The sequence below is a fragment of the Streptococcus didelphis DSM 15616 genome, assembly GCF_000380005.1.
Taxonomy (GTDB): Bacteria; Bacillota; Bacilli; order Lactobacillales; family Streptococcaceae; genus Streptococcus; species Streptococcus didelphis.
In genome coordinates this window covers 143513-167511 of the sequence record NZ_KB904188.1, presented here as the reverse complement: position 1 = coordinate 167511, position 23999 = coordinate 143513, and the positions used below count along the sequence as shown (strand labels likewise).

General features: G+C 40.2%; 21 protein-coding genes. 7 read left to right on the top strand and 14 right to left on the bottom strand.

Translation table 11 applies throughout. The annotated features are described in order from the left end of the window. Nucleotides 1-5: 5 nt before the first annotated feature. The 8 genes from ftsY to yycF all read right to left on the bottom strand — a co-directional run bounded on the left by ftsY (nt 6) and on the right by yycF (nt 10536). Nucleotides 6-1349 carry a signal recognition particle-docking protein FtsY gene (gene ftsY, locus A3GU_RS0100950; protein ID WP_018365660.1) on the bottom strand — a complete coding sequence of 448 codons (1344 nt, stop codon included), beginning with the start codon at nt 1347-1349 and terminating at the stop codon, nt 6-8. Then, nucleotides 1349-2176: a Cof-type HAD-IIB family hydrolase gene (locus A3GU_RS0100945; protein WP_018365659.1), complete on the bottom strand. Its 828-nt coding sequence runs from the start codon at nt 2174-2176 to the stop codon at nt 1349-1351. Before A3GU_RS0100945 ends, ftsY begins: the two co-directional genes overlap by 1 nt. Then, nucleotides 2169-2975 carry a Cof-type HAD-IIB family hydrolase gene (locus tag A3GU_RS0100940; protein ID WP_018365658.1) on the bottom strand — a complete coding sequence of 269 codons (807 nt, stop codon included), beginning with the start codon at nt 2973-2975 and terminating at the stop codon, nt 2169-2171. The genes A3GU_RS0100945 and A3GU_RS0100940 overlap by 8 nt, the downstream gene beginning before the upstream one ends. Before the next feature lie 295 nt (nt 2976-3270). Then, nucleotides 3271-6816, bottom strand: coding sequence for a chromosome segregation protein SMC (smc, locus tag A3GU_RS0100935; RefSeq protein ID WP_018365657.1), 3546 nt, complete (start codon nt 6814-6816; stop codon nt 3271-3273). Continuing rightward, on the bottom strand, nt 6817-7509 hold the full coding sequence (gene rnc / locus A3GU_RS0100930; protein ID WP_018365656.1) for a ribonuclease III: 693 nt from the start codon (nt 7507-7509) through the stop codon (nt 6817-6819). It lies immediately after the preceding gene. Between the two features lie 152 nt (nt 7510-7661). Next, nucleotides 7662-8471: an MBL fold metallo-hydrolase gene (locus A3GU_RS0100925; RefSeq protein ID WP_018365655.1), complete on the bottom strand. Its 810-nt coding sequence runs from the start codon at nt 8469-8471 to the stop codon at nt 7662-7664. A gap of 3 nt (nt 8472-8474) precedes the next feature. Then, nucleotides 8475-9833, bottom strand: coding sequence for a cell wall metabolism sensor histidine kinase VicK (gene vicK, locus A3GU_RS0100920; RefSeq protein WP_018365654.1), 1359 nt, complete (start codon nt 9831-9833; stop codon nt 8475-8477). Beyond that, nucleotides 9826-10536, bottom strand: coding sequence for a response regulator YycF (gene yycF / locus A3GU_RS0100915; protein WP_018365653.1), 711 nt, complete (start codon nt 10534-10536; stop codon nt 9826-9828). Before yycF ends, vicK begins: the two co-directional genes overlap by 8 nt. Nucleotides 10537-10799: 263 nt before the next feature. Between yycF and A3GU_RS0100910 the strand changes: the two genes are divergently transcribed. Genes A3GU_RS0100910 through A3GU_RS0100895 form a run of 4 tightly spaced genes read left to right on the top strand, consistent with a single transcriptional unit; the run spans nt 10800 to nt 13801 of the window. Next, nucleotides 10800-11600, top strand: a complete 801-nt coding sequence (locus A3GU_RS0100910) for an amino acid ABC transporter ATP-binding protein (protein WP_018365652.1) — start codon at nt 10800-10802, stop codon at nt 11598-11600. Then, nucleotides 11597-12412, top strand: a complete 816-nt coding sequence (locus tag A3GU_RS0100905; RefSeq protein WP_018365651.1) for a transporter substrate-binding domain-containing protein — start codon at nt 11597-11599, stop codon at nt 12410-12412. Before A3GU_RS0100910 ends, A3GU_RS0100905 begins: the two co-directional genes overlap by 4 nt. Before the next feature lie 15 nt (nt 12413-12427). Further along, a complete protein-coding gene (locus A3GU_RS0100900; protein ID WP_018365650.1) occupies nt 12428-13138 on the top strand; it encodes an amino acid ABC transporter permease in 711 nt (236 codons plus the stop codon). 15 nt (nt 13139-13153) lie between these two features. Continuing rightward, complete coding sequence (locus A3GU_RS0100895; RefSeq protein ID WP_018365649.1) at nt 13154-13801, top strand: amino acid ABC transporter permease; 648 nt, start codon at nt 13154-13156, stop codon at nt 13799-13801. 50 nt (nt 13802-13851) lie between these two features. On the opposite strand, the gene A3GU_RS0100890 is transcribed toward A3GU_RS0100895, so the two are convergent. From A3GU_RS0100890 to dhaK, 4 genes are all read right to left on the bottom strand, one after another. Further along, on the bottom strand, nt 13852-14865 hold the full coding sequence (locus A3GU_RS0100890) for a DUF3114 domain-containing protein (protein WP_018365648.1): 1014 nt from the start codon (nt 14863-14865) through the stop codon (nt 13852-13854). 136 nt (nt 14866-15001) lie between these two features. After that, nucleotides 15002-15376 (bottom strand): dihydroxyacetone kinase phosphoryl donor subunit DhaM, encoded by a 375-nt coding sequence (gene dhaM, locus A3GU_RS0100885; RefSeq protein WP_018365647.1) that lies wholly within the window; start codon nt 15374-15376, stop codon nt 15002-15004. Continuing rightward, nucleotides 15376-15951 (bottom strand): dihydroxyacetone kinase subunit DhaL, encoded by a 576-nt coding sequence (gene dhaL / locus A3GU_RS0100880; RefSeq protein WP_018365646.1) that lies wholly within the window; start codon nt 15949-15951, stop codon nt 15376-15378. Before dhaL ends, dhaM begins: the two co-directional genes overlap by 1 nt. A 10-nt stretch (nt 15952-15961) precedes the next feature. Continuing rightward, nucleotides 15962-16951, bottom strand: coding sequence for a dihydroxyacetone kinase subunit DhaK (gene dhaK / locus A3GU_RS0100875; protein WP_018365645.1), 990 nt, complete (start codon nt 16949-16951; stop codon nt 15962-15964). A 154-nt stretch (nt 16952-17105) separates the two neighbouring features. Between dhaK and dhaS the strand changes: the two genes are divergently transcribed. The 3 genes from dhaS to A3GU_RS0100860 all read left to right on the top strand — a co-directional run bounded on the left by dhaS (nt 17106) and on the right by A3GU_RS0100860 (nt 20310). Continuing rightward, a complete protein-coding gene (gene dhaS / locus A3GU_RS0100870) occupies nt 17106-17645 on the top strand; it encodes a dihydroxyacetone kinase transcriptional activator DhaS (RefSeq protein WP_018365644.1) in 540 nt (179 codons plus the stop codon). Between the two features lie 8 nt (nt 17646-17653). Continuing rightward, a complete protein-coding gene (gene dhaQ, locus A3GU_RS0100865) occupies nt 17654-18643 on the top strand; it encodes a DhaKLM operon coactivator DhaQ (protein ID WP_018365643.1) in 990 nt (329 codons plus the stop codon). 122 nt (nt 18644-18765) lie between these two features. Beyond that, nucleotides 18766-20310 (top strand): Nramp family divalent metal transporter, encoded by a 1545-nt coding sequence (locus tag A3GU_RS0100860; RefSeq protein WP_018365642.1) that lies wholly within the window; start codon nt 18766-18768, stop codon nt 20308-20310. Between the two features lie 57 nt (nt 20311-20367). On the opposite strand, the gene thrS is transcribed toward A3GU_RS0100860, so the two are convergent. Together thrS and A3GU_RS0100850 are read right to left on the bottom strand one after the other, a co-directional pair. Further along, the gene (gene thrS, locus A3GU_RS0100855; protein WP_018365641.1) at nt 20368-22314 is read right to left on the bottom strand and encodes a threonine--tRNA ligase; all 1947 of its coding nucleotides are present in this window, start codon (nt 22312-22314) and stop codon (nt 20368-20370) included. 346 nt (nt 22315-22660) lie between these two features. Then, nucleotides 22661-23998 carry a glycosyltransferase gene (locus A3GU_RS0100850; RefSeq protein WP_018365640.1) on the bottom strand — a complete coding sequence of 446 codons (1338 nt, stop codon included), beginning with the start codon at nt 23996-23998 and terminating at the stop codon, nt 22661-22663. Nucleotide 23999 lies beyond the last annotated feature (1 nt).

Genomic DNA, 23999 nt, shown 5'->3' with positions numbered 1-23999 from the left:
CTCTCTTATAAAAGCCCGCTTAATAAGCCCTTCATGAATTCTTCGGAATCAAATTCACCAATATCATCCATTTTTTCACCAAAACCAATAAACTTAACAGGAATATCTAGCTCTTGGCGAATAGCCATAACCACACCACCCTTAGCAGTCCCATCAATCTTGGTTAAAATCAAGCCACTTAGGGGCATAATCTTAGCAAATTCCTTAGCCTGGCTAAGAGCATTTTGACCTGTGGAAGCATCAAGAGCAAGCAGGGTTTCATGAGGCGCATCAGGAAGCACGCGCTTGATAATTCTGCCCATTTTTTCAAGCTCAGCCATCAGATTTTCCTTATTTTGTAAGCGCCCAGCAGTATCAATCAGTAAGATATCCATTCCTTCTGCGACAGCTCTTTCAACACCATCAAATACTACCGAAGCTGGATCTGCTTTTTCTGGACCCACAACTACAGGCACATCTACCCGGCGCCCCCATTCAACCAACTGAGCAACAGCTCCTGCCCGGAAGGTATCTGCAGCCACTAGCATGACCTTCTTGCCTTCTTGCTTATAACGATAGGCCAGTTTTCCGATAGAGGTGGTCTTTCCAACCCCATTGACCCCCACAAAAAGCATCACCGTCAAGCCCTGTTGATAGTTGATAGCTTCCTTGTAGACCCCATCTTTTTCATAGATGGCAATTAGCTTTTCAATAATCAGACGCTTGAGGTCCTCGGTCTTTTTAGCATTTTCCAGCTTGGCTTCTTGCCGCAGCTCCTCGGTCAGCCTTGTCGCAACCGTCACACCCACATCCGATAGAATCAGCATTTCTTCTAAGTCTTCAAAAAATTCCTCATCCACACTACGGAAATTCGCAAAAAAACTATTCAAACGAGCTGCAAAACCTGTCCTGGTTTTTTTCAGACTACGATCGTATTTTTCCTGCTCGGCCTCCTCATCCTCTACTAGGACTGGCTCCTCTTCTTTTTCCAAGAAATCCGTGTCAGCACTGTCAGCTATGTCAGAAGGAAGAACTTCCTGATCTAGGAGACCTGCTTGGTCCTGATCCTCTATAGAAGGTTCCTGATCGGCCATGCCACCCAAAGAAAAACTGTCAGAATCCACCACTTCTTCTGGCTGACGCTCTTCTAAAGCAAGTTCTTGATCTTCTTCTCTTTCAGGCTCCTGCTCCTGACTGATAGAAAAGTCCTGCTCCTTTGGCTCTTCAACTGGCAAAATAGGCTCGTCTGGCTCTTGTTCAGCTATGGGTTTATCAGCCTCTGACTTTTTATCCTGAGCATCAATCTCTTCTTGGTCTTTAGCCTTATCTTTGTCTTTTTTATTTCCAAATAATCTGTCAAATAGTCCCATTAGATCTCCTCATTTACGATATAATTTTGGATAGCTTCAGCTACTCCTGATTGATCATTAGTTAGGCTGGTTACCTTATCAGCAATATTTTTGGCATCAGTAACAGCATTAGCCATGGCAACGCCAAGACCTGCCCACTCTAACATGGTAAAATCATTAGCCTCATCTCCCATAGCCATGACATGTCTTGCCTCTAAGCCCAAGTGCTGGCAAAGCAAGTCCAAACCAAATGCTTTATGAATCCCCTTTGGCATGAGCTCAAAAATAATATCACGTGATTTAAAAGCTTCAAAATCTACAAAGGCATCTGGAGCTGCTTTAGCCAATTGTTGGTCTAAAAAATCAGCATCTGTCACAGTGACAATCTTGTTATAGACAATATCTTGAGGCAAGTCTGCCAGAGAATCAAGTTGAATAAAGTCTAGCATGGGGTTAGCCAGACAATATTGCGACTGACGGCCACTTGCACTAGCTATACTGTAGACCTTTCCTTCACTTAAAACATCTGTTGGCAAATCCAAACTATCCAAGACACTTGCTAGATAGCTAACTTGTTCAAAGGTCATACTGCTCTTATCCAAAATCCGACCTGTATTTTTTTGAACCAGGCCACCATTAAAGGTGATGGAATAATCCTCATCATCAAGAAGATCTAACTCCTCTAACAGATGTTCAATAGCAGCCAAGGGCCTACCTGTTGTAATAACAACCTTAACCCCCTTTTCCTTGGCTAATTGAATGGCTTCTTTATTAGCATCACTGACAATTTTTTCTGAATTTAAGAGGGTTCCGTCTAAATCCAAAGCCAGGATTTTAATCTCATTCATTTTCTACAAACCTTTCTAAATATGTTAAGACTGACTCTTGCTGACAAGGTTCAATGACCTGGTCCACAATAGCCTTAATTTCTTCTCTAGCATTTTCTGGGGCAATAGCTAAACCAGCATATTCAAGCATCTGAATATCATTAAAATTATCACCAAAAGCTAGCACCTGCTCAGGCAAAATGGCCAAGGCCTTACAGAGATGTTCCATCCCAAAACCCTTATTAACCTCTTTTAAGATAATATCAATAGATTCAAAACCTGTGGTCACCGCAGTCACAAAAGCCAATCTCTGATCCAGCCAGTCACTAGCTTTTAAGACTGTTTCATTAGTAAAAGTGGTTGTCAACTTAAAGATAAGGTCATCTCCAATAGCATCTATATTAGCAATAAGCTTGATATTTTCATAATAATGATGCATCTTTTCAATATAAGCCTGACTGGCCCCTTCAAGGATATAGGCTGCCTTCTGACCTGAAAGGAGGATTCCTGCCTCCTCATAAAAAGGATTGATTAAAATAGCCTCAATAATCTCCTGACACTGAGTCTTAGTCAGATAATCTGCAAAAAGCACCTGATCCTGATACTTAACAAGTGAACCATTCTCAGCAATGACAGCAATATCCCCTAAAAAATCAGCAAACAAACTATCAATAGCTAAAAGCGAACGCCCACTTGAAACAGCAAACACAATCCCTTTCTGCTTCAAAGCCTCTAAAACCCTAACCAGACGCTTTTTAGAATAGGTTCCATCTTCCTTTAAAAAAGTACCATCCATATCTGTTGCTATCAGTTTAATCATACTATCCAACCCTTTCCCTTCTAAGGGAGTGCAAACCCCGAGTGGGGTGTGCGTCTAAAAACCCTAGAATATCTTTCCCCATTATATCATATATAATCAAGGGGAAGCCACTTTTTTAGCCAGATGCACACCAGCCCTACAAGCCATTTACAGATCTTAAAAGAAATAAAATGCTAACATGTCATTAACTTGTCAGCATTTTTCTTGTTTAGCACTCAGGGCTCCCTAATATCTCTAAGAGATAGTTCCCTAAGGAGATTATAGATTTTTTCCTTACAATCCTCCTAGCCTCAGACTAGTTCAAAAAGCTTAATTCCTCTGATTCTTTCAGCTTAACAGAGACTATTTTTGAGACACCAGATTCCTGCATGGTAATCCCGTAAATACTATCAGCTGCCGCCATAGTCCCTTTTCTATGGGTCACCACGATAAACTGGCTGTTTTTATCAAAACGGTTCAAGTAATTCCCAAAACGCTTCACATTAGCCTCATCAAGAGCTGCCTCAACCTCATCCAAAATAACAAAAGGAATAGTCTTCACACGGATAATAGCAAATAGCAGAGCAAGGGCAGACAGAGCCTTTTCGCCACCAGACATAAGGTTTAAAGATTGAATCTTCTTCCCCGGAGGTTGCACGGATATTTCCACTCCAGCAGATAGCAGATCCGACTCTGTAAGAATTAAATCAGCCGAACCTCCCCCAAACATCTGACTAAAGGTCTCTCTGAAACTCTCTCTAATAGCTTCAAAAGTCACCTTAAAGCGAGCCTTGACCTCATTATCCATACTAGAAATAGTATCCAAAAGCAGGTTTCTAGCCTTATTTAAATCAGCTTTTTGGCCATTTAGGAAATCTAACCTCTCAGCTACCTCTTGGTATTGACTAATAGCATCCAGATTAACTGCCCCCAAAGCCTTGATTTTCTTTTGCAATTCCTTTAAGTCTTGCCTTGCTAGCTCAAGCTCTTCAAGCATGTGTGAAGCTTCTTTAGCCTCTTCAAAACTCAGTTGGAAGTCCTCTGATAACTGCTTAGCATAAGCCCTCAAACGGCCAGAAATCTGCTCTAAGTCAGCCTCTAACTTAGTTTGCTTACGAATAAAGTCCTCATTTTTAGCATGCTCAGCGCTAATCTTACTCTCAAGCTCCTCAAGCAAAGCCTGATAATCCTCTGTTTTATAACGCAGTTGCACCAAGTATTGCTCAATCTGCTCTTTTTTCTTTCTAACCTCTTCTAACCGGCTTTCTAAACTTGGCAATCTGCTAATATCTTCCTGAGAAATCTGATTGGTCAAGAGTGATTCTAATTCTTCAATAGCCTTAGCTTTAGTTAGAATAGCCTCTTTAAGTCTAGCTAGGTTGCTAGCTTCAAATTTTCTCTCATTAGCCAAGTCCCGCTCTTTTAGCTGAGCTTCTGACAGGGCTTGACCAAGACTTGCCTGCCTATCTTTGATAGAATCCTTATTTTCCTTAATACTGTCAATCTCACGCGTCAAGGCTGCCTTCTTATCAAAAATAAGCTGCAACTCTTCTTCTAAGCTTGCTTGGTCAGCTTGGTACTGCGTCAGTAAAGAATCCTTGTGGTTAACAGTCATCATAGCCAGTAAATCCTTGCTATCATCCAAAGACTCTTTGAGCTGTTGGTAGTGCAATTGGGCCTTCTGCTCAGCCATTCTTGCCTCTTCCCCTTCTTTTTTCAGCAGGTCTACTTGCACATGGACTTGCTCAAGACTGGACTTAGCTAGGGAAACCAGCTCTTCTTGCTCTTTTAGGGCCTTAGTTAAGGTCAGAATTTCCTCTTGAATCTGGTCCAACTCAGGTTTGATAAAGGTAGTGTTATTATGCCGCGTAGCCCCACCAGAAAATGACCCACCTGGACGAAGTTCTGTCCCATCCAGAGTGATGATTCTCACCTTATAGTCAAGACGCTTAGCTGCCCCATTAGCATTATCAATCGTATCAAAGATAAGGGTTGTGCTTAAGAGGTTTTTAAAAATAGTACTTAAGTGTTTATCATAAGTCACCAATGACTCAGCACTCCCTAAAAAACCTTGACAGCTCTCAAGGACGTGCAGGTAGTGATCTGATAAGGATCTGGCTTTAATGGTTGTCAGAGGTAAAAAGGTAGCCCGCCCTTGACGACTATTTTTTAAGAAAGCTATCCCCCGTTTGGCTGCCGCCTCATCCTCAACAATAATATGCTGGCTACTTGCTGCTAAGGCAATCTCAAGAGCTACCTGATATTCCTGTTTAAAGCTTAAATGCTCACTAACAGCCCCCAGAATCCCGCCAATTTTAGCCGAAGACTGCAAGACTGCACGCACCCCTGCATAAAATTGACTATGGCTTTTTTGAATAGCCTCTAAACTATCCCTTCTAGCCTCTTTGCTTTTTTTCTGATTTAAAATCTCAAAAAGCTTATCCTGATTCTTTTGGTAGCTAAGTTCCTCTTCTTTGCCCTTTGCCTCTAATCTTTGAAAATCGCTAATTAGATCTTTCAATTCTTGGACCTTTTCTTGGTAGAATTGCTGAGCTTCTTGGCAAGATTTTTCAAGGCCTGCTAATTTAGCCCTGAGAACTTCCTCTTCTTCCTCTTTGTCCTTTTGATCTTGGCTTAATTTGTCAATATCAGACAAGAGAGAGGTCCGTTTGTTAGACAACTGAGCTTCTTTTTGCATCAAGTTAACAAAGTCATCCCTTAGATTTTCAATTAAATGATCAGGATCTTCAGAGAATTTTAACAAGTCATCCTTAAGTTCTTCTATCTTAGCCTGTAAAGTAGCTAAATCCTGATCCAAGTTTTCAAGAATAAGGTCTTTGTCTTCTTTTTCTCTTTCATACTGCAAGAGCTCTTTTTCAATCCCTTCTAGCCTAGCTTGTGCTTCTTCTTTTTTTTCATTTTTCTGGCTGGTCTCAAGCCTAATAAGGTCAATCTGTCTTTCTAAATCAGAAACCAACTTGGTAGCCTCTAGTAAATCTCCCTGCTTAGTTTCAGTTTCAAGAGAAAGGGCCTGTTTTTTTTGCTTTAAAGACTGATTTTCAGTCGCTAGTTCTTTTCTGTGTTCATAGTAATGGTTTAGCTCTACTTTTAAGTCTGCAAGTAGCTGATCAGTCTTATCTAAATTCTTTTTATCACTTTCAATATCATTGACCAAAAGATCTAGGTGGAGCTGTTTACGCCTAGCTTCCAAATTTTGGAATTCTTTTGCCGTCTTAGCCTGTTTTTCCAATGGAAGGACTTGATTTTCCAACTCATAGATAATATCATCCAGACGATCCAAATTATCCTGGGTTTGATTAAGCTTTGATTGGGTTTCTTTTTTACGGGTCTTATACTTTAAAACCCCAGCAGCTTCTTCAAATATAGCTCGGCGTTCCTCGGGCTTACTGTTAAAAATTTCTTCAACCCTACCCTGAGAAATAATAGAAAAAGAATCCCGCCCCAGACCAGTATCCATAAACAAGTCATGAATATCACGGAGTCGAACTTTTTTGCCATTAATCAGGTAATCACTATCCCCATTGCGGTAGATATGTCTTTCCACCCGGATTTCTTTTTGACCTTCCTTGATAAAATGGTCAGAATTGTCTAAAACCACAGCAACTTGGGCAAAATTCAAGGCATGGCGACTTTCGGTACCAGCAAAGATAATATCAGGCATTTTTCCGCCACGCAGGCTTTTAGCACTAGATTCTCCCAAGGCCCAACGAAGACTTTCTGTAATATTACTTTTACCTGAACCATTAGGGCCAACAACTGCTGTAACACCTTTTTCAAAGATAATTGTTGTCTTATCAGCAAAAGATTTAAAGCCCTGCATTTCAATTTTCTTTAAAAACATTTAGTCCTCACTTAGCTCCTTAAATGCATTCTTTGCCGCATCTTGTTCAGCTAGTTTTTTTGATTTGCCTCTGCCTCTACTCAAGGCCTTCTGGTTTGCCAAGACACTTACTTCAAACTCTTTAGCATGGGCAGGACCACTTTCTTTGACCACCTGATAATCAATGACAATGTCACCCTTAGCTTGAAGAACTTCTTGGAGGCTTGTCTTATAATCTTTTACCTTTTCAAAGTTACCTTTTTCCACTTGTGGAATCATTACTAATTTTAAGAAACGACGGACCTCATCAATATTCTTATCCAATAAGAGGGCACCCAAGAAGGCTTCAAATAGGTCTCCCAAAATTGTATCACGATTGCGGCCACCAGATTTTTCCTCACCCTTGCCTAGTTTGATGTAGGATTCAAAGGAACAATACCTTGAAAAACCAGCCAGACTTTCTTCTCTTACAATCATGGACCGGTATTTTGATAAATCCCCTTCATCCATATCTGGATACTTGGTAAAGAGATATTCAGAAATAATTAACTGTAGAACGGCGTCTCCTAAAAATTCCAAACGTTCATTATGTGAAATCTTTAAGAGGCGATGCTCATTTGCATATGAGGTATGGGTAAAAGCCGTTTCTAGCAAGTCACGATTTTCAAACTCAATATTGAATGATTTTTTTAACAAAAGGTCAAGCTTCTTCATAGGGTCTCCTTTTCTGGCCCTTGCTCACAAGGGACCCTTCTATTATACCAAAAATAAAAAAAGTCTGCTCTTACCACCAAAGCTTTCTAAAAACTTCTTGAACAGACCTTCTTAAAAAAAGCTGTCCCTCTGTAATAGAAGGACAGCTTTTTTTAAATATCACTTAAAGGAGTGGCTGAATCTGGTGAGGTATCATAGACTTTAAAGTCTGTACCCACTCCTAAATCTGCCATGGCCAATTGGTTTTCCATGGTCATATGGGCTAATTCTTTAATATTATTTTCCTTGCTCAAATGCCCCAGATAGATTCTCTTGGTAGCATTTCCTAGGCTTCTAATCATGGCTCCGGCCCCGTCTTCATTAGACAAATGCCCTCTGTCAGACAATATTCTTTGTTTTAAGGTCCAAGGGTAAGAGCCTGACCGCAAAATCTCAACATCATGATTAGATTCAATCAGATAAGCGTCAGCATTCTGGATAATTCCTGATAAACGGTCACTGACATAGCCTGTATCTGTTAACATGACAAAGGACTTCTGGTCTTTCATAAAACGGTAAAATTGTGGGTCTTCTGCATCATGGCTGACCCCGAAACTTTCAATATCAATATCACCAAAAGTCATGGTTTTATCCCGTTCAAAAATGTGTTTTTGACAGACATCAATCTTTCCAAGCATATTTTTAGCATCTATAATCTGCCATGTTTTGTAATTGGCATAGACGTCTAACTTATATTTTCTTGCCAAAACACCCACACCCTTAATATGATCTGAGTGTTCATGTGTAATTAGTATGGCATCTAAATCCTCTGGTTTACGGTCAATTTCTGCTAATAAACTGCTTATTTTTTTACCTGTTAGCCCCGCATCAATCAAGAGCTTCTTTTTTGGGGTCTCTAGATAAAAGCTATTTCCTGTAGAACCTGAGGCAAGTACACTATATTTAAATCCTATGTGATCCATAAATTAGTCTATATCATCCTCCCATTCATCTTCTGCGTCTGTTACAACATCTTTTTCATAAGGTAAAACAATGGTGAAGGTCGACCCCTTACCATACACACTTTTAGCCCAGATAAAGCCATTGTGCTGTTTAACAATTTCCTTGGCGATAGCTAGACCTAAGCCAGTACCACCTTGTGCCCGACTCCGAGCCTTGTCAACCCTGTAAAAACGGTCAAAAATAAGGGGCAGGTCTTTTTTAGGAATGCCCAGACCCTGATCGGAAATAGAGATAATAACCTGACTCTCTGTAGTGTTCATTTTAACAATGATTTTACCACCATCTGGTGAATACTTGATCGCATTGTTTAAGATATTTTCAACCACCTGGGTCATCTTATCGTTATCAATTTCCAGCCAAATAGAGGTTATGGGATAGTCCCTGATAATTTCATAACTTTTTCCAGAACTGGTATTTTGGTTACGCACCAAGTCAAAACGGTTCAAGATGGAAGTCATAAAGGCCGTAAAATTAGTCATCTCAACTGCCAGAGCTGTCACCTGATTATCAATCCGTGATAAGTTCAAGAGGTCTGAAATCATCCGCATCATCCGATTGGTCTCATCTAAGGAAACTTTGATAAAACTTGGAGCAATATCTTCTTTCAAGGCACCTTCGTCAAGGGCTTCCAAATAGGACTTAACAGAGGTTAAGGGGGTTCTTAGCTCATGACTTACATTAGAAACAAAGAGCCTGCGTTCACGCTCTTCTTTTTCTTGTTCTGTTGTATCATGTAAAACCACAACCAAGCCTGAAATAAAGCCACTTTCTCGCCGATTAAGGGCAAACCTTAGCCTTAGGGTAATGAATTCTCCGGTTTCGTCGCGACGGTTTAGGGTGACAATAGGTGTCTTAGACACCAGTTCTCGGTAGCTATAAGGCGTGTCGCTATCAAGTAGGTCTGTTATGTTTTTTTGCAAGGCTAATTCATGACTAAGATTGAGCTGTTTTTGGGCTGTTTCATTAATCATCATAATCTGGCCACGTCGATCAGTTGCCAAAACCCCGTCACTCATATAAGCCAGTATACTTGCCAAGCGATTTTTTTCCTGGGCTAAATTCTCATGGGTCAAGCGAAAAACATCTGATAGGTCATTTAACTGCTCTGAAAGCTCGATAAGTTCAATATCAGCTCTTGCATTGATGTCATTGGTATAACGGCCATTAATTAAGTCTCTTATTTTATCACTCATCTGCCGGATAATCTTAGCGTTGCGATAATCACGAACAGCCAGATGGATGAAATAGATAGCTACAAAGACTAGTAATAAGAGAATAGCCAGTTCAAATAAGGATAAATTACCTGCAATATTGTTAGTCATGTGATTTCATATAATAGCCTACACCACGTCTTGTCAGAATATACTCAGGACGACTAGGTGTGTCTTCAATTTTTTCTCTCAATCTACGGACAGTAACATCAACTGTTCTGACATCCCCAAAATAATCATAACCCCAAACCGTTTCTAGTAAATGCTCACGGGTCATGACCTGACCAATATGAATAGCCAGATGATGAAGCAACTCAAACTCACGGTGGGTCAGCTCAACTTCTTGACCATGTTTCTTAGCTAAGAAGGCATCTGGTAAAATTTGTAGATTCCCAATGGTCAACTCCTGACTGTTGTTAGAAGCATTTTCTTCTGCTACAGCTGTTTCAATGGTCTCTGTACGACGCAAATGAGCCTTAACACGCGCTAGCAATTCTCTATTTGAAAAAGGTTTGGTCACATAGTCGTCGGCCCCTATCTCAAGTCCAATTACCTTATCAAATTCACTATCCTTAGCTGATAGCATAATAATAGGGATATGGCTGGACTTGCGAATCTCTTTAGCCACTTCTAAACCATCTAGCTCAGGAAGCATTAAATCTAAAATGATTAAATCAGGTTTTTCTACTTCAAATAGTGCCACTGCTTCACGGCCATCAAAGGCTGTTACAATATCATAACCTTCCTTGGTTAAATTAAATTTGATGATATCTGAAATTGGTTTTTCATCATCAACAACAAGAATTTTTTTCATTTTAATTCTCCTAAAGTTTATACTTTAATGGGGACACTTTTAAGTCAAAAGAGCTACTTAACTAGTGTCTATACATATTTTATGTCTTTTTGATTATACCAAACTTTAAGCTTAAAAGACAATGACAGCTATGAAAATGAGATAAACTCTTACTAGTCTCTAAATATTCTGAAAATATTGACAAAATAATTTTCCTATGATACAATTAAGCATTCGTTTTCTGTGTAAGAAAATCTAACATAATTGAGTGAGGAGAGAGAACTATGGCACTAATTGAATTTAAAGATGTTGAAAAATATTATGGGGATTATCATGCCTTGAAAAATATAAATCTTTCTATCGAAAAAGGGCAGGTCGTTGTACTCTTGGGACCTTCTGGCTCTGGAAAATCAACCTTAATCCGTACCATTAATGCGCTAGAAAAAATTGAAACAGGTAGCTTAAAAGTTAACAATAAAGAAATCGTCAATGCTTCTGCCAAAGATTTGGTAGCTTTACGTAAAGAAGTCGGCATGGTCTTTCAGCATTTTAACCTTTACCCCCACAAAACGGTGTTAGAAAACGTTACTTTAGCACCAATTAAAGTTTTAGGCCTTTCCAAAGAAAGAGCCCTAGAAATTGCAGAAGAATACCTGCGCTTTGTTAATATGTGGGATAGGAAGGATTCTTATCCATCCATGCTTTCAGGCGGGCAAAAACAAAGAATTGCCATTGCTAGAGGTCTTGCCATGCAGCCAGAAGTCCTACTCTTTGACGAGCCAACCTCTGCCCTTGACCCAGAAACAATTGGTGATGTTTTAGCTGTTATGCAAAACCTAGCAGCTGATGGCATGAACATGATTGTCGTTACCCATGAAATGGGCTTTGCCCGTGAAGTAGCTGACCGTATTATATTTATGGCAGACGGTGAAATCTTAGTAGACACAACAGATGTTGCTGGTTTTTTTGACCATCCAAAAGAAGCACGCGCCCAGCAATTCCTAAGTAAAATCATTAACCATACCAGTGAAAAAGTCCAAGCCAAGAAAAAAATCAGACAGGCAGCAGAGGAGGGGTGTAAATGAAGGTATTTAGACAAAAGAATATCTTTTATATCATAAGTCTCTTGCTCCTACTCTTACTCCTAGCTCCTAAAGTACAAGCCAGTAGCTGGGACAAGGACAAGAGCATTCAAGCCATCAAAAAATCTGGCCACTTAAAAGTTGGCGTCAAACAAGATGTCCCAAACTTTGGCTACTATAGCCCTGAAAGTGGTCGCTATGAAGGCATGGAAATTGACCTGGCAAAGAAAATTGCTAAAAGTTTAGACGTCAAGGTGGATTTTGTCCCTGTCACTGCCCAAACCAGAGAGGCGCTCTTAGATAACGGCCAGATAGACATCATTATCGCTACCTATACCATCACACCAGAACGCCAAAAAAACTATTCTTTTTCAAAACCCTATTATCAAGACGAAGTCGGCTTTTTAATTAATAGATCAAGCGGAATTAAAAAACTCAAAAACCTCAACAAAAAAAGAATTGGCGTCGCCCAAGGCTCCACAACCAAGGCAGCCATTGAAGAATATGGCAAAGCTCACAAGCTCCAGTTTGACTTCGTCCAACTTGGTTCTTACCCAGAACTAGCCATTTCACTCTATGCGAAACGCATTGATGCCTTTTCTGTGGATAAATCAATCCTCAGTGGTTACCAAAGCAAGCAAAGTAAAATCCTATCTGGGGGCTTTAACCAGCAATCTTATGGGGTCGCTACTACTAAAGCCAATCACAAACTAACAGACTACATCAACCAGCTCATTAGTAAGTGGTCAACTGACCAGAGCCTGGAAAAAATCTACCAAAAATATAACTTAAAACCTGCCAAGACTAGAAATTAAGAAAGGAGTTTTTCTATGATAGCATCAACCTTTTTATTAGCAGAAAGTCCTTTTGCCCTTTCAAGATGGCAGGATTTCCTAGCTCATTTTGATATCTTTTTCAAGGCTTTCTTCTACACCCTACTCATGTCCTTAGGAGCTCTTATTTTAGCTCTTATTTTAGGACTTATCTTTGGGGCTATGTCTACAGCTAAATCTAAACTATTAACCTTTATAGCTAGAGTTTATATTGAACTTTATCAAAACACCCCCCTTTTAGTGCAATTTGTCTTTGTCTATTATGGCTTAGCCATTATGACCAAGGGTCAGCTTATGATTTCCACCTTCTTTACTGGCCTTCTTTGTGTGGGGATTTACCACGGAGCTTATATTGCCGAGGTTATTCGCTCTGGTATTGAAGCTATTCCCAAAGGCCAAACCGAAGCAGCCCTAGCACAAGGCTTTACCTACAAACAGACCATGAGCCTGATTATCCTGCCCCAAACCGTGCGGATCATTCTTCCACCTATGACCAACCAGGTCGTTAACCTTATTAAGAATACCTCTGTCGTGGCTATTATTTCAGGAGCTGATCTCATGTTTACTGCCAAGGCTTGGGCCTATGACACTGGTAATTATGTTCCTGCCTTTATTGGAGCAGCCATCTTATACTTTATCATGTGTTTTCCTTTAGCCAATTGGGCTCGTCGTAAGGAAGAAAGTAATAAAAAGACATATTCTGTCTAGAAGGAGGAAGAAAGTATGTCAGAACTCATGACAAGCTCAAACATTTCCTTCATTCTTGAAGGATTAGGATTAACCTTATACATTTCATTTATTTCCATTATCTTATCCACTATTTTTGGAACTATCTTAGCCATTATGAGAAATGGCAAGAATAGCTTCTTAAAGCTACTAGCCAGTATCTATATTGAATTTGTCAGAAATGTCCCTAATCTCTTATGGATTTTCATCATTTTCTTGGTCTTTCAGATGAAAGCAACCCCTGCTGGTATTACTGCCTTCACTGTCTTTACTTCGGCAGCTCTCGCTGAAATTATCAGAGGCGGTTTGAATGGTGTGGATTATGGTCAAACAGAAGCTGGCTTATCACAGGGTATGACCCACCTGCAAGTCTTCTTAATCATTGTTTTTCCCCAGGCTATTCGTAAAATGTTACCTGCTATTATCTCCCAGTTTGTAACTGTTATTAAAGACACATCACTGCTTTACTCAGTCATTGCTATTCAAGAATTATTTGGCAAGAGTCAAATTTTAATGGGTAAATATTTTCAAGCAGAGCAGGTCTTTGCTCTCTATGCCTCAGTAACTCTCATTTACTTTGTAATCAATTTTCTCATTTCATTATTATCTAGGCAATTAGCCAAGAAATGGGCCAAGGCAAATTAAGTTAAAACTCCTCTTACCTTCTATCAAGTAGAAGTGTAAAAGGAGTTTTTTTATTTTCTTAAAAAATGTTTTAGCTTGCTAAATCGGATCTGCCACTTATAGTGCCGTCCTAGCCTTTTGACATGCGAAAAACTGCTACGTCCTGCCTTGGCATAATAGCCCTTAGGATTGAAGTAAGAAAAAAGAAACTCCTCATCTGCTTGCCAAAACCATTTTTTCCTTAACCACTTAGGAGAGCGGTAAGAAGCTGTCATCTCATCTCGAAAAAGTGGGTCATGCTGACTAACAGGGTCAACATCCAAATCCCAGTGCCGTTTTCCCCTACTGCCATAGTTAAAACTAGCCCCGTTAACCACCCCATTTTCTCTTAGAACCTCTGCGTCTACTTCATTGAGAAAATTGCCAAAGCTATCTAGGATAAATTCTGTATGAAAACCAACTAAAACCTTGATATTATAAGAAACCTGATTATCAGGGAAAAACACTTCCTCATCTCTTATTTTTAATTTATTGTGCAGCCTTGCTGAATCTCCTAAGCTATAATCCTTAGACCCCGGCCAAAAAGATGGTCCCTTCTTTTTCCTTAAAAATGTGACCAAGGCCTGGCCATCACTTTCCTTAGCACCCTTATAATGCTGACGGATATACTGGGCCTGCTGGCTGGAAATAATATAGCGTAATTGATGAACCTGTCTTTCCAAGAGCCCCTTGTGACTAAGACGATCCCCAGGAAAGGCCTGATCAACAAGCTTAGCCAAGCTAAACCAAAAAGGAGCATCAGGAGCCAGGTCTGGATGAAAATAAGAAAGAATCATCTGGTTTTCTGATAGCTGACCTGATAAGTCTTCTGGTATATGAATCATGGCTAAAAGTATCTGTAAAAGCTCTCTTGCCTCTTTACTGACCAGAGCATCCTGCCAAAAGGCTAAAAAAACCTTTGACCCAACTCGGTAATCAATCCTGTCTTCCTTACGAAAATGGGATAAATCTTCCCCCGACCAGCCAATCTGTCTTAAGAATCTTAAGGCCTGATAACGTTCTTCAATCTTACTTTTGTCTGTCATAGCTTAACCTATTTACGTCTCCTCCATTTTCTACATTATAGCTTAAAATACTAAAAATCACACAAGAAAGCACTAAGAGGACCTTAGCAAAAGTCCTCTTCATTTCTAGTAAAAGCCAAGTAAAGTTATTTTATCTTTACTTCTTAATTTCAAGCTCCTTGAGCTGCTGGATAATAGCTTCTTTGTCCACTCCAGCCTGAATAAGGGCTGCCGCTGTATAACTTGCTTCAATAATTGGCAACTTCATCAAAAGGATTTCCTTATCTGAAAACTCAGCAACCATTTCAATATTCATCCCAGCTGACCCCAGATCATAAAAGGCGAATAAGACATCCTTAGGATTGACATCCACTATCTCTTGAACCTGGTCAAAACTAGTTCCAATGCCGCCATCTTCTCTACCACCAACATAGCTAATAGCCACATCCTTAGCAACCTCTGAAATCAAATCCATAGCGCCTTGGGCAATATTTTTGGAATGCGACACAATAATAATTCCAATATCAGACATCACACTACCTCTGCTTCCAACATAGCCTCAAACAGTAGACCTGACGAATAAGAACCAGGATCAACATGGCCAAGGGATCTTTCTCCAACATAAGAAGCTCGCCCCTTACTTGCCTTGAGATCCTTTGTGGACATAACAGCTTCTTTAATCACTTCTGGGCTTAATTTCTTTTCCTTTAGGGCATTAATCACGGGAACCCAGACATCGACCATCGTTTTTTCACCTAGCTCTGCCTTACCACGTTTTTGAATCATGGCCAAGCCTTCTTCAAGCAAATCCACCACTGAAACATCTGCATCCAGCTTTGCCATTCCCATAAAGGCTGAACCATAGAGAGGGCCAGAGGCGCCACCAACCTTACTGATCAATTGCATAGCAACCAGCTTAAACAAATCTGCAGAGGAAGTGAAATCCTTACCCTTACAATTGTCCATAACAGCAGCCATCCCCCTAGCCATATTGCCACCATGGTCTCCATCACCAATAGGGGTGTCTAACTCACTAAGATAATCCTTATTGGCTACAATTTTTTCATAAAATAGGGCCATCCATTTTTCTGATTTTCTAATATCCATAAATTCCTCCTTACCAAGCGACAGTTGTAACTGGTGATTTCAGTGCTTCAAGGACATAGTCATCTTCTAACTTGATCAAGGTTAAGGACAAACCAGCCATATCAATAGAGGTCATGTAATCCCCACCCTTTTTAAAGACAAGCTTAATGCCTCTTTGGTCTGCCAACTTAGCAATATCATTTGCAAAAACGTATTCTTCCATCAAGGGAGTGCTGCCAAGACCATTGACTAAAAGACCATAGCTTTGACCACTTTCCATCTCAAAAGCCTCAGCCAGCTTGTCCATTAATTCCTTAGCCAGTAAGTGTGACGTCTGCATTTTTTCTTTTTTATAGCCAGGTTCACCATGGATACCTACCCCATATTCAAATTCATCATCTGCTAGCACAAAACCGGGCTTGCCAACCTCAGGTACTGTTGCCCCTGACAAAGCTAGTCCAATGGTCTTAATGCTTGGAACCAATTTGTCAGCTAAGGCCTTGATTTCTTCTAAAGACTTGCCTTCTCTGGCAGCATGTCCTAGGACTTTATGGACTAAAATAGTCCCAGCCACTCCACGTTTACCTTGGGTGTACAAGCTATCTTCCACTGCAATATCATCATCAACAATAACACTAGCAACAGCTATTCCTTCCATCTCAGCCATTTCCTGTGCCATTTCAAAATTCATAATGTCACCTGAATAATTCTTGATGACCATAAAGACCCCAGCACCCTCATCAGCTGCCTTAATAGCTTCTAAAATCTGGTCTGGTGTTGGTGATGTAAAGACAGCACCACATACTGCAGCCGATAACATCCCTTCTCCGACAAAACCAGCATGGGCTGGCTCATGACCAGAACCACCACCTGAGATAATTGCTACTTTATTAGCCTTAGCTGCCTTACGAACAATAAGATCATAGCCATCTAAACGTTCAACCAGATCATCGTGCATAAAGGCTAAGCCCTGTAACATATCATCCACAATCATACTTGGATCATTCATAATTTTTTTCATATCAGAGACCTCCAAAATTTTGTTTACGCTTACATTTTACCCTAAATCCCTTCTTTTTGTAAGGGACACTTTTTCCTTTCTGTCCATTTGCTTTTCTAATCTCTTTTGGTAAAGTATAATAGAAAAAGGAAAATAAGTAGAAGAGGACTTAAAGATGGCAACATCCCTAATTACCAAAAAAAGAATTGCCAAAGCCTTCAAAAAAGAGCTAGAAACTAAGCCTTTTGATAAGATTTCAGTTGTTGACATTATGGATCAGGCAGCTATCAGAAGACAAACCTTCTATAACCATTTTGTAGACAAGTATGAGCTCTTAGATTGGATTTTTGAAACCGAATTACAAGAACAGGTCACCCATAACTTGAATTACATTTCAGGCTTTCAATTACTAAGTGAGCTCTTCTTTTATTTTGGAAACAACAAGCCTTTTTATGCCCAGCTATTTGCCATCAAGGAGCAAAATGATTTTTACAGCTACTTTGGTGACTATTGCCTGGTCCTTTTAGAAAAAATTTTGGCAGAACATGAAAGAAAACACCATTTTCTCATTGAAGCTGATTACCGTCAATTCTTAAAACACTATCATTCACGCGCCCTAGCTGACATGATAAGAGCCTTTGTTAATAGTAAAGACTATCAACCCCCCTTAGCACTTATTAAAAAGATTATCATTACTAGCATCCAAAAAGATTAGGAGACCCTATGGTAAGCATTCTCAATCACAAAGAAGCCATGATTGACCACTATATTAATGGCATCTTATCAGCCCATCCCCACCTAGCAAAATGTGATGGTCAACCTATCATTTACAATAAACAGCAAGATCCCAAGCTCATCCCACTCCTATCAGGAGGAGGTTCGGGCCACGAACCCTCCCATATTGGATTTGTCGGCGACGGCATGTTATCAGCAGCTGTTTACGGAGACATCTTCACCCCTCCCAAGTCCCAAGAAATCTTAGCAGCCCTGCGATTCTTAAACAAAGGAAAAGGGGTCTTTGTCATCATTAAAAATTTTGAAGCTGACATTCAGGAATTTAAAAAGGCCATCCAACTTGCCCGCAAAGAAGGGATCCCAGTCAAGTACGTCATCTCCCACGATGATATTTCTGTCGAGCCCAAACAAAACTTCCAGCCCAGACACCGTGGTTTAGCAGGAACCATCTTACTCCACAAGATTTTAGGAGAAGCTGCTAGAAATGGTGCCAACCTAGAGGACTTAGAAAAAATAGCCTTTGACATAGCTACTGAAATAGCGACTATTGGCTTCGCTACCAAATCAGCAAGACTACCGCAGACTGAAAAACCCTTCTTTCACCTGGCTGATAATTACATCTCTTATGGCATTGGCATCCACGGTGAAGAAGGCTACCGCACGGTCCCCTTTACCTCTTCTGAGCACTTAGCTGTTGAAATTACCAATAAACTACAGATCACCTTTCACTGGCAAGAAAAAGAAGCCTTTATCCTCTTGGTCAACAACCTAGGCACTACAACTGACCTAGAACAGGCCATCTTCTTAAATGACATCAAACAACTCCTTGACTTAGAAGGACTTGATATTCCCTTTATCAAAAATGGCAAATACATGACCAGTCTTGACATGAGTGGCATTTCTGTCACCCTTTGTCGCCTGAAAAACCCCCAATGGCTGACCTACCTCAAAGCCCCCACCCAGGCCTTCGCTTGGTGAAAAAGAGTCTGAGTCAAGGCTCTTTTTAGTTTACTTTTCAAAGAACTTTGTGATAAAATATCCCACAGATGATTAAGTATTCTTAATTATTAATTTAACCAAACAGAAAGTTTAGAGGAAAAATGGCTAAGAAAAATAAAACAAATACATTTTTAAACTATGCTAATGGGGTCTCTCTTGAAGAAATTAATGGCACCATCATGGTTCCTCAGAATTTAGGTTTCTTTAAAACCCTCCTTTTTTATTCTGGTCCTGGGGCCCTCGTAGCCGTAGGCTATATGGATCCTGGCAATTGGTCAACATCCATAACAGGTGGGCAAAACTTCCAATACACCCTCCTTTCTGTCATCCTTTTATCAAGCCTTGTAGCCATGCTTTTACAATACTTATGTGCAAAACTAGGCATTGTCACACAACTTGACTTAGCACAGGCTATTCGGATGAAAACAAGTAAAACCCTCAGCATCCTCCTTTGGATAATTACAGAACTAGCTATCATGGCAACAGATATTGCTGAGGTTATTGGTGGCGCCATAGCCCTTTACTTATTATTTAATATTCCTTTAGAAATTGCTGTTCTTATAACCGTCTTAGATGTCTTGTTATTATTACTTCTAACCAAGATTGGCTTTAGAAAGATAGAGGCCCTTGTTTTTGCCTTAATTATCATCATCTTTCTTGTCTTTTCTTATCAGGTTATCTTATCTCATCCTGATTGGAAAGAGGTCTTCTTTGGACTCATCCCTACCAGCAAGGCCTTTGCTTCGACCCCTTCTGTTAACCATCAGGTGCCTTTAACAGGAGCCTTGGGGATTATTGGGGCCACCGTCATGCCGCACAATCTTTACCTGCATTCCTCCCTTGTTCAAAGTAGGCATCTTAAGCGAGATAATTCAGAACAAGTGGCTAAGGCCCTTCGCTTTTCTGCACTTGACTCTAATATCCAACTAACCCTTGCTTTTTTTGTTAATGCCCTCTTGTTAATAGTTGGTGTTTCTGTTTTTAAAAGTGGAAGCATTCAGGACCCATCATTTATTGGACTCTATCACGCCTTGTCAAATCCTCATATGATGAGCAACTCCCTTCTTGCCCATATCGCCAGCTCAGGTGCTCTAGCAAGCTTATTTGCTATTGCCTTACTTGCTTCTGGACAAAACTCCACCATAACAGGAACCCTGACAGGTCAAATTGTGATGGAGGGTTTTATTCACATGAAGCTTCCTGCCTGGATAAGACGCCTTCTAACACGTCTCTTATCTGTCTTGCCTGTCTTGTTATGTGTCTTTCTAGCAAGTGCCAAGGGACCTTCAGAAGAAAATATCGCCATCAACGACTTGATGATTAATTCACAGGTCTTTCTCGCCTTTGCCTTACCTTTTTCAATAGTACCACTGCTTATTTTTACTGATAGCCCTAGCTTGATGGGACAAAGATTTAAAAACAGATGGTACACACGTTTATTGGGTTGGTTATCTGTCTTAATCCTAATCCTTCTAAATCTTAAAGGATTACCAGACCAGATTGAAGGATTTTTTGGTGATAATCCCAGCAGTCAGCAAATCAGCCTTGCTCATACCATTTCCTACCTCCTCATGGCTTTGATTATCAGCTTATTGGCCTGGATGATTTTTGAATTATCCCCAAATAAAAGAAGATCTGAAAACTAAAGCCAAAACAAAAAAAGAAATCCCAACTAAAGGATTTCTTTTTTTGTTTTAGTGCGACTAATTCACATCTGGTCTTGATTTACGGGCAATGTCAGCTAGGATAGTCTCAATAAACTCTGAGATACTTTCTGTATGAGTAGCCTTGCTACCATAGCGACGCACATTAACAGCCTTAGCTTCCATTTCCTTGTCACCAACAATTAATTGGTAAGGAATCTTGCTGGTTTGAGACGCACGAATCTTGTACTGCATCTTTTCATTACGATCATCAACATCAGCACGAACCCCCTTATCACGCAGGGCTTTTGCCACTTCCCAAGCATAATCAATATGAGCCTCATTAGAAATCGGAATCACTGTTACCTGATGTGGTGCTAACCAAGTTGGGAAGGCACCCTTGTAGGTTTCAATCAAAATAGCAGTGAAACGTTCCATGGTTGAAATAACACCACGGTGAATCATAACCGGACGGTGTTCCTCACCATCAGCTCCAATATATTTCAGATCAAAACGTTCTGGCAACAAGAAGTCTAACTGGATTGTTGATAAGGTTTCCTCATTACCCAGGGCAGTCTTAACCTGAATATCCAATTTGGGACCATAAAAGGCCGCTTCACCTTCTGCCTCAAAGTAGTCCACACCCATCTCATCAAGAGCAGCCTTTAACATACTTTGCGCATTTTCCCACATCTCATCATTGTCATAATATTTCTCAGTATCTTCAGGATCACGATAAGATAGACGGAAACGGTAGTCTGTCAGGTTGAAATCTTCATAGACATCAATAATTAATTGCAGTGCTTTTTGGAATTCTTCCTGGATTTGCTCGGGTGTGACAAATAAGTGACCATCATTGAGAGTCATTTCACGGACCCGTTGCAGTCCAGATAAGGCACCTGATTTCTCATAGCGGTGCATCATACCAAGCTCAGCGATTCGAATAGGTAATTCTCTGTAAGAATGCACATGGTTCTTGTAGACCTGAATATGGTGAGGGCAGTTCATTGGACGAAGGACAAACTCTTCTCCGTCTCCCATATCCATGGTTGGGAACATATCTTCTTGATAATGATCCCAGTGACCAGATGTCTTATAAAGCTCAACAGAGGCAAGCGGTGGTGTATAAACATGTTGATAACCTGATGCCAGTTCCTTATCTGTAATATAACGTTCTAGGGTACGACGGATAGTTGCCCCATCTGGTAACCAAAATGGTAAACCCTGGCCGACTTCTTGACTAATCATGAAAAGGTCAAGCTCTTTACCAAGCTTTCGATGGTCACGTTCTTTAGCTTCTGCTAGGCGAGTCAAATAAGCCTTGAGGTCCTTTTTATCAAACCAGGCTGTACCATAAACCCTTTGCATCATAGCATTGTCGCTATTACCACGCCAATAAGCCCCAGCTACATTTAATAAATGGAAAACTTGAATCCGGCCTGTTGATGGCACATGAGGGCCACGACACAAGTCCACAAATTCTCCCTGACGATAAATGGTTAAACCTGTAGCATCATCAGAATGTTCCTTGATTAATTCGATTTTATAAGGATCTTCTTTAAAGATTTCCAAGGCTTCTTCCTTAGAAACTTCTTGACGAATACAAGGATAATTTTCCTTAACAATTTTTTGCATTTCTTCTTCAATACGAGGAAGGTCTTCATTTGAAATTTGCCCTGCTTGATTGTCTGTATCATAGTAAAAACCATCTTCAATAGCTGGGCCCACCCCCAAGTGCAAATCAGGGAACAGACGTTTTGCCGCCTGAGCAAACAAATGGGCAGCTGAATGCCGTAAAACAGAAAAAGCATCCTCATGGTCAGGAGTAACAATTTCAATCTTACCATCTTCTTCAATAGCACGATTGGTATCAATCAATTGGCCATTAAATTTACCAGCCAAGGCTTTTTTAGCAAGAGAATTGCTGATAGACTGTGCAATCTCAAAGGTTGTCACTCCAGATTCAAAGTCACGCACAGCGCCATCTGGGAAAGTAATATGAATCATTGTTTTCTCCTTTTAATATCATTTTGAGACTTTCAGGCAAATGCCAATAAATAAAACTGACCGCATCCTAAAAGGACGCAGTCAGCGTGGTTCCACCTTCATTCATTTATGATGAAAACACCATAAACCTCTGATTGGTTATAAGGGAACCACCCTTTTATGTTTGCATAAAATCACTGGAAGGAGTATCAAACTAGCCACCTTGTGCTCTTTTCACCAACCAGCACTCGCTTCAATAGATGTCACTAATCTAACATGTCTTCTGTTTCATTATAACAAGATTTTTGAAAATTTCAATAGCCAAATCACAAGACCTTCTTTTTAAGTTAAAAAGAAGGAATCCCCCCTAATAATCCAAAAAATCTCGGATAGCATTCACCATTTTTATGGGGGCTTTTACTACCTTCATTGAGGTTGTGGCTGTGGCCTTGACCACTTTTTTAGGTAAGAGGCTGACGCCTTGAACCAGCTTAATGGACTCTCTTTTTTCAGGACCATTGATATAAAGGGACAACTTTTTATGATCTTGTTTGTTTTTACTAATCAGGGTGTCCAGATAAAAGGTATACATGGACTGGCCAAAATGCTGGGCTGAGATTTCAAAACGTTTTTCCTCAAGCAAGTCAGCATCCATCTCAGGCGTCTCAATAATAGCATCACTAATAGCATCAGCCAAATCAGCTTCCCTATAATACAAGGTTCCAAACATCTTGTGACTAATCAAATCATCCAAATAAGGATTACCATGGGCAATGATTGGCTTACCACTAGCCAAGCTTTCAATATAGGTCAAGCCCTGGGTTTCACTAGTTGACGCACTGACAAAAAAGTCACAGGCCTTATAATAATGACAAACCTTATCATGAGGAACCATTCCTGCAAAGATAATATTGTCCTCCATAGCAAGACTTGAGGCCAAATCCTTTAGCACCTCCAAATAAGGACCGTCACCCACAATCACCAGCTTAACCTTAGGATTAGTGCTTAAAACATCAGGCATCTGCTTGATAATAGCCTGAATATTTTTTTCCGAAGAAATACGCGACAGACTAAGCAAAAAAGTCTCATCAGCAGCTATCCCCAGATCAGCCTTCAAAGCAGCAATATCCTCAGCCGTCACATGGTCATTAATATAATTTTCTAAATTGATCCCTGTGGAAATAATCCGTTTGGGCGTCTTTATCCCATAATCATCCAGCAAGTTTGACACAATCCGACTGGGACAGACCACCCCATCAATATCCTTTAAATACCCTTTAAGGATGGGTTTGACCATACTAGGTCGAATCAATTTCCCGTTGGCAATGTAGGTTACATAGTCTTCGTACTGTGTATGGTAAGTGTGCACGACAGGAATTCTCAAAGCTTTGCCCACCATTTTTCCTAATAAACCCATACTAAACTCTGTATGGGTGTGGATAATGTCTAGATTGTACTGCTTAGCTATTTTATAAGAGGAAATCAAGCCCCGATAAACCACGCGGCGATCCGTAAAGGAAACAAAAGGCACGCTAGGGAGGCGAATGACGGTTGGGTCTTCAAAGCGCTTAACATTTTTATCTGTAGTAGTAAAAACGTAGACCTCGTGTTTTTCTTTTTCTAGTTCTTCTTTTAGGGTTCTTATACTTGTTGCCACACCTGAAACTTGTGGAAAATAAGTGTCTGTAAATAAGCCAACACGCATC